This window comes from Pseudomonas sp. 14P5.3.2, assembly GCF_057799175.1.
Genome location: NZ_JBYOKU010000044.1, coordinates 39,934 through 46,938, shown reverse-complemented (window position 1 = coordinate 46,938; position 7,005 = coordinate 39,934). Strand labels below are relative to the sequence as shown.

The 7,005-nt window shown below is 59.7% G+C and carries 5 protein-coding genes; all 5 read right to left on the bottom strand.

Annotated features, from left to right (window positions below; translation table 11 throughout):
- Positions 1 to 217: 217 nt before the first annotated feature.
- The 5 genes from brnQ to odhB all read right to left on the bottom strand — a co-directional run bounded on the left by brnQ (position 218) and on the right by odhB (position 6,989).
- Entirely contained in the window at positions 218 to 1,531 is a 1,314-nt protein-coding gene (gene brnQ / locus AC27VU_RS25710; RefSeq protein ID WP_003223020.1) for a branched-chain amino acid transport system II carrier protein, read from the bottom strand.
- 454 nt (positions 1,532 to 1,985) lie between these two features.
- A complete protein-coding gene (sucD, locus tag AC27VU_RS25705; protein WP_003223019.1) occupies positions 1,986 to 2,867 on the bottom strand; it encodes a succinate--CoA ligase subunit alpha in 882 nt (293 codons plus the stop codon).
- A complete protein-coding gene (sucC, locus tag AC27VU_RS25700; protein ID WP_003223015.1) occupies positions 2,867 to 4,033 on the bottom strand; it encodes an ADP-forming succinate--CoA ligase subunit beta in 1,167 nt (388 codons plus the stop codon). Before sucC ends, sucD begins: the two co-directional genes overlap by 1 nt.
- A gap of 198 nt (positions 4,034 to 4,231) precedes the next feature.
- On the bottom strand, positions 4,232 to 5,668 hold the full coding sequence (lpdA, locus tag AC27VU_RS25695; RefSeq protein ID WP_003223013.1) for a dihydrolipoyl dehydrogenase: 1,437 nt from the start codon (positions 5,666 to 5,668) through the stop codon (positions 4,232 to 4,234).
- Positions 5,669 to 5,765: 97 nt separating this feature from the next.
- Positions 5,766 to 6,989, bottom strand: a complete 1,224-nt coding sequence (gene odhB, locus AC27VU_RS25690; RefSeq protein WP_003223011.1) for a 2-oxoglutarate dehydrogenase complex dihydrolipoyllysine-residue succinyltransferase — start codon at positions 6,987 to 6,989, stop codon at positions 5,766 to 5,768.
- Positions 6,990 to 7,005 lie beyond the last annotated feature (16 nt).

Below are 7,005 nucleotides of genomic sequence, written 5' to 3'. Positions count from 1 at the left end.
CCCCCCCCCCCCCCCCCCCCTCTCCCTCCCCCCCCCCCCCCCTCCCCTCCTCCCCCCCCCCCCCCCCCCCACCCCCCCCCGCTCCCACATTAGGAGTTCGGCAGTGCTTCGACGCTAGCTCGCGAAAAAAGACACTGCCAGACACCCATAAAAAATGCCCCGTATCGATTGATACGGGGCATTTCTGTTTAAGCGCTGAAGACCCGCTTGTGGCGGGTCAGGCAACGGCTTCGCTGCGCTTGCCCAGCAGGCGATCGCAAACCACGGCGACCACCAGGGTCATCACGCATGGCACCAGCCACGCCAGGCCCTGCTCGCTCAGCGGCAGGTGCGACAGCTGCGACGGCATCCAGTCAGCCAGACCGGCGCCCTTGAGGGCGTCGATGGTGCCGAACAGGAACGACACCAGCATCACCGGGCCGAGGATCCGACCGTGTTCATGCCAGAAGTCCTTGCAGAAGCTCAGGGCCACCAGAACGATGCACGGCGGGTAGATCGCGGTCAGCACCGGGATCGAGAACGCGATCAGCTTGGTCAGGCCGAGGTTCGACACCAGCAGCGAGAACGCAGCGAGAATGATCACCAGGGTCTTGTAGGACAGTGGCAGCACGCGGCTGAAGTATTCAGCGCAGGCACAAGTCAGACCGACCGCCGTCACCAGGCACGCCAGCGAGATCAGCACCGCGAGGAAACCGCTGCCCAGCGAACCGAAGGTGTGCTGCACGTAAGCGTGCAATACCGCCGCGCCGTTGGTGGCACCCGCCGCGACTTCATGGCTGCCGGAACCGAGGCGGAACAGGCTGATGTACACCAGTGCCAGACCGACACCGGCGATGAGGCCGGCAATGATCGCGTAACGGGTGATCAGCGCAGGCGACTCGACGCCACGGGAGCGGATCGCGTTGACGATGACGATACCGAACACCAGCGCGCCGAGGGTATCCATGGTCAGGTAACCATTGATGAAGCCCTGGGAGAACGGTGCCGCGACGTATTCAGGCGTGGCCTGACCGATATCACCGGCCGGCAAGGCGAACGCGGCAATGCCGAGTACCGCCAGGGCGATGATTTTCAGCGGCGCGAGGAAGCGTCCAACGGTATCGAGCAGACGCCCCGGATACAGCGAGATGAAGAACACCAGCAGGAAGTACACCGAGCTGTAGAGGAACAGCGCCAGCGGGCTTTCGCCGGTCAGTGGCGCCAGACCCACTTCGAACGACACGGTCGCGGTCCGCGGGGTGGCGAACAGCGGGCCGACGGCCAGGTAGCACGCCGCGGCGAGCACACCGCCGGCGATCTTGCCGATCGGGCTGCTCAGCGCATCCATCGCACCACCGACCTTGGCCAGAGCGACGACGGTGACCACCGGCAGACCGACTGCCGTGATCAGAAAGCCCAGCGCCGCCATCCAGACGTCAGGTCCGGACTGCAGGCCGACGATAGGCGGGAAAATGATGTTGCCGGCCCCGACGAACAGGGCAAATGTCATAAAGCCCAGTGCCAGGATGTCCTGACCTTTCAAAACTTTCATTAAGGAAATACCACACTACTGAATCGGAATTTAGAGGGGGATTTCCCTGTGGGGTTAGGGAAATGCTGTCAGTCCGTATAAGACTGACCCGTTTAGCGCGTTGCATGCCTTGTGGGCGGCAGACGCAAAAATGGCTGCTAGCCTAACGAATTTGTCTGACAAACGCACTGTTTGAGGGCGAACTATCCGATACACGACGTGTCTGTGTCGCGTTTACGCATTTATTTTTCCTGCGGAGCACTCCGTGGCGAGGGAGCTTACTCCCGCTCGACTGCGCAGCAGGCGCATATCCCGAAAACACTCATGAATCCGAAGATTGCATTAGGGCCGCTTCGCAGCCCAGCGGGAGAAAGCTCCCTCGCCACAAGAATCCACTCAAAACCCAGATGCCAGAAACAACAAAGGCCACCCGAAGGTGGCCTTTGTCTGGTGAAGCGTCAGTCAAGCACGAGGCTTACTTGACAGCCCAACCGGTCAGCTCGGCCAGGGCCTTGCCGATGTCTGCCAGCGAACGCACGGTTTTTACGCCTGCGTCTTGCAGCGCAGCGAATTTCTCGTCTGCAGTGCCTTTGCCGCCAGAGATGATTGCGCCAGCATGGCCCATGCGCTTGCCCGGAGGAGCAGTCACACCAGCGATGTAGGAAACAACCGGCTTGGTCACGTGTGCCTTGATGTAGGCAGCCGCTTCTTCTTCAGCCGAACCGCCGATCTCGCCGATCATCACGATCGCTTCGGTCTTCGGGTCTTCCTGGAACAGCTTCAGGATGTCGATGAAGTTCGAACCCGGGATCGGGTCACCACCGATGCCGACGCAAGTCGACTGACCGAAACCGGCGTCAGTGGTCTGCTTCACAGCTTCGTAGGTCAGGGTGCCGGAACGCGAAACGATACCGACCTTGCCTGGCAAGTGAATGTGACCTGGCATGATGCCGATCTTGCATTCGCCTGGGGTGATCACGCCTGGGCAGTTAGGGCCGATCAGGGTAACACCCAGCTCGTCGCACTTAACTTTAGCGTCCAGCATGTCCAGGGTAGGAATGCCTTCGGTGATGCAGACGATCAGCTTGATGCCGCCGAACGCTGCTTCCAGGATCGAGTCCTTGCAGAAAGGAGCCGGAACGTAGATCACGCTGGCGGTAGCGCCAGTGGCAGCAACTGCGTCTTTAACGGTGTTGAACACTGGCAGACCCAGGTGCTCGGTGCCGCCTTTGCCCGGAGTTACGCCGCCAACCATCTTGGTGCCGTATTCGATGGCTTGCTGGGTGTGGAAACTACCTTGCGAACCGGTAATACCCTGGCAGATAACTTTGGTGTCTTTATTGATCAGGACGCTCATTATTTGCCCTCCGCAGCTTTGACAACTTGTTGAGCAGCGTCGGTCAGGCTGGTAGCAGCGATGATGTTCAAACCGCTTTCTGCCAGTACTTTAGCGCCCAGCTCAGCGTTGTTGCCTTCAAGGCGAACAACAACCGGGATTTTCACGCCGACTTCTTTCACAGCGCCGATGATGCCTTCGGCAATCATGTCGCAGCGAACGATGCCGCCGAAGATGTTGACCAGTACTGCCGCGACGTTGGTGTCGGACAGGATGATCTTGAAGGCTTCGGTCACGCGCTCTTTGGTAGCACCACCACCTACGTCGAGGAAGTTGGCTGGCTTGCCGCCGTGCAGGTTGACGATGTCCATGGTACCCATGGCCAGGCCGGCACCGTTGACCATACAGCCGATGTTGCCTTCCAGTGCTACGTAGTTCAGTTCGAACTTGGCAGCGTGCGCTTCGCGCGGATCGTCTTGCGACGGATCGTGGAAAGTCTTCAGCTTAGGCTGACGGTACATGGCGTTGGCGTCGATGTTGATCTTGGCGTCCAGGCAGTGCAGATCGCCGTCAGCCTTGATCACCAGCGGGTTCACTTCCAGCAGGGCCAGATCGTGATCCTGGAACAGTTTGGCCAGACCGACGAAGATCTTGGCGAACTGGGCAACTTGCTTGCCTTCCAGACCCAGTTGGAACGCCAGCTCGCGACCCTGGAACGGCTGAGCGCCAACCAGTGGATCGATAGTGGCTTTCAGAATTTTTTCTGGAGTGTCGTGAGCGATTTTCTCGATGTCCACGCCACCTTCGGTGGAAGCCATGAACACGATGCGACGGCTCGAACGGTCAACGACAGCGCCCAGGTACAGCTCTTTAGCGATATCAGTGCACGATTCAACCAGGATCTTGGTGACTGGCTGACCATTGGCGTCAGTCTGGTAAGTCACCAGACGCTTGCCCAGCCACTGCTGTGCGAAGGCCTTGGCGTCTTCTTTGTTGCGAACCAGCTTGACGCCGCCCGCTTTACCGCGACCACCGGCGTGGACCTGGGCTTTGACAACCCACTCGCTGCCGCCGATTTTGTCGCAAGCTTCTGCTGCTGCTTCCGGGGTGTCTACTGCGTAACCAGTGGAAACTGGCAGGCCGTATTCAGCGAACAGCTGCTTACCCTGATACTCGTGAAGATTCATGCTTTTTACCGTCTTCGTTAGGTACTGCGCATTCGGCGCTGCGCTCTTGATGAGTGCCGCGCCACCTGTGACTGCTGCTTGCGTAGCCTTTCCGGATACCCGGTGCAGCTACGCAAGACTGCGTCCAGCGGACATTCCGCGGTGAGACTTGCTCGCAAGGCTCACGACGGGCCGTTACCGCCGTGGTTTCTTATTGTCTTAACGCTTCTTGCGGTTGGCGATGTGGATGGCGCCGCCATTCACAGCCAGAGCAGCTTCGTGCAAGGCTTCAGACAGGGTCGGATGGGAGAAAACCATCATGCCCAGGTCTTCAGCGCTGGTGCCGAATTCCATACCGATCGCGCCCTGCTGAACCAGTTCTGCAGCGCTTGGGCCAATCACGTGCACGCCCAATACGCGGTCAGTCTTGGCATCAGCGATGACCTTGACGAAACCACCGGTATCGTTGGCGGCCATGGCACGGCCGGAAGCGGCGAACGGGAAGGTGCCGACGTTAACTTCAACGCCTTCGGCTTTCAAGGCCTGCTCGGTTTTGCCAACCCACGCGATTTCCGGGTGAGTATAAATAACCGAAGGGATCAGGTCATAGTTCATCTGGGCTTTGTGGCCCTTGATGCGCTCGACAACCATGATGCCCTCTTCCGAGGCCTTGTGCGCCAGCATCATGCCGCGAACCACGTCACCGATGGCGTAAACGCCCGGTACGGTGGTGGCGCAGTGATCGTCAACGTGCACGAAACCGCGCTCGTCCAGGGTCACGCCGCTGTCGGCAGCCAGCAGATCAGTGGTCACCGGACGGCGACCAACGGCTACGATCAGCTTGTCGAAAGTGATGGTCTGTTCGCCGTTGGCATCGGTGTAGTTAACAACGACTTCGTCGCCGTTGACTTTGGAACCGGTGACGCGAGCGCCCAGCTTGATGTCCAGACCCTGCTTGGTCAGGGTTTTCAGCGCTTCCTTGGAAACGGCGGTGTCCGCTGCCATCAGGAACGTGTCCAGAGCTTCCAGGACAGTTACTTCTGCACCCAGACGCGACCAGACCGAGCCCAGCTCCAGACCGATCACGCCAGCGCCGATCACGCCCAGACGTTTAGGTACGGATTGGAATTCCAGTGCACCAGTCGAATCGACGATGACTTTCTGATCGACCGGAGCCGGTGGAATGTCGATCGGACGCGAACCTGGCGCCAGGATGACGTTTTCGGCTTCGATGACTTCAACCGAGCCGTCCGGCTTGGTGACTTCGACTTTCTTGCCAGCCAGCAGCTTGCCGTGGCCCTGAATCGAAGTAACGCCGTTGGCCTTGAACAGGGTGGCAACGCCGCCGGTCAGGTTCTTGACGATGCCAGCCTTGCGGCCAACCATCGCAGCGACGTCCATTTTGACTTCGCCGGTCGAGATACCGTGAACGTTGAAGCTCTCTTTGGCTTCCTTGTACTTCCAGGAGCTGTCCAGCAGCGCCTTGGACGGAATGCAGCCGACGTTCAGGCAAGTACCGCCGAGGGCCTGCTTGCCTTCAGCGTCGGTGTACTTCTCGATGCAGGCAGTGGTGAGACCCAGCTGCGCGGCCTTGATGGCAGCAACATAGCCGCCAGGGCCGGCACCGATCACTACTACGTCAAATTTCTGCGACATTCAAAAAATCCTCTTGAGCGAAAAGCTTCAAGCCGCGCGCTGCGGGCCGCACCGCCGTTTCCGACGGTACGCTACCCGCAGCGCATGGCTGCTTCTATCAGATATCCAGCAACAGACGAGCCGGGTCTTCCAGCAGGTTCTTGATGGTCACCAGGAAGGTTACAGCTTCTTTGCCATCGATCAGACGGTGATCGTAGGACAGTGCCAGGTACATCATCGGACGGATCACGACCTGACCGTTGATGGCCATAGGACGCTGGATGATGTTGTGCATGCCCAGAATCGCTGCCTGCGGCGGGTTGACGATCGGAGTCGACATCATCGAACCGAAGGTACCACCGTTGGTGATGGTGAAGGTACCGCCAGTCATCTCTTCCATCGACAATTTGCCGTCACGGGCTTTCTTGCCGAAAGTGGCGATGCCGCCTTCGATTTCAGCCAGGCTCATCAGCTCGGCGTTACGCAGAACCGGTACGACCAGACCACGGTCGCTGGAAACGGCAACACCGATGTCGGCGTAGCCGTGGTAAACGATGTCCGCGCCGTCGATCGAAGCGTTGACCGCCGGGAAGCGTTTCAGCGCTTCGGTGGCAGCCTTGACGAAGAACGACATGAAGCCCAGGCGTACGCCGTTGTGGGACTTCTCGAACAGGTCCTTGTACTTCGAACGCAGGGCCATGACTTCGGTCATGTCGACTTCGTTGAACGTGGTCAGCATCGCCATGTTCGACTGGGCTTCAACCAGACGCTCGGCAACCTTGGCACGCAGACGGGTCATCGGCACACGTTTTTCAACGCGATCACCGGCAGCGAATACCGGAGCAGCGGCAGCCGGAGCAGCAGCCTTGGCAGGTGCGGCAGCCGGAGCGGCTTTCTTCGCGGCAACAGCAGCGACCACGTCTTCCTTGGTCACACGACCACCCTTGCCGGTGCCGGCAACGGAAGCGATGTTGATGCCATTCTCTTCAGCCAGCTTGCGCGCAGCAGGAGCAGCAACAGGATCGTCTTCGCCTTCGGCAGCAGCCGGTGCGGCGGCAGCAGCGGCCGGAGCAGCAGCGGCGGCTGGGGCAGCGGCAGCAGCGCCGCCCGCTTCGATGGAGCCCAGGACTTCGTCGGACAGAACGGTGTCGCCTTCGTTCTTGACGATTGCGCCCAGCACGCCGTCGGCGGTAGCCAGCACTTCCAGTACGACTTTGTCGGTTTCGATGTCGACGATCAGGTCGTCACGCTTGACGGCGTCGCCCGGTTTTTTGTGCCAGGTGGCAACGGTGCCATCGGCAACCGATTCCGGGAAAGTGGGGGCTTTGATCTCGATAGCCATTATCTGTGGTTCCTTA

Bases quoted from the DNA above. Each gene is read 5' to 3' on its own strand.
- odhB (WP_003223011.1), bottom strand. From the start codon at position 6,989: ATGGCTATCGAGATCAAAGCCCCCACTTTCCCGGAATCGGTTGCCGAT.
- sucC (WP_003223015.1), bottom strand. From the start codon at position 4,033: ATGAATCTTCACGAGTATCAGGGTAAGCAGCTGTTCGCTGAATACGGC.
- sucD (WP_003223019.1), bottom strand. From the start codon at position 2,867: ATGAGCGTCCTGATCAATAAAGACACCAAAGTTATCTGCCAGGGTATT.
- brnQ (WP_003223020.1), bottom strand. From the start codon at position 1,531: ATGAAAGTTTTGAAAGGTCAGGACATCCTGGCACTGGGCTTTATGACA.
- lpdA (WP_003223013.1), bottom strand. From the start codon at position 5,668: ATGTCGCAGAAATTTGACGTAGTAGTGATCGGTGCCGGCCCTGGCGGC.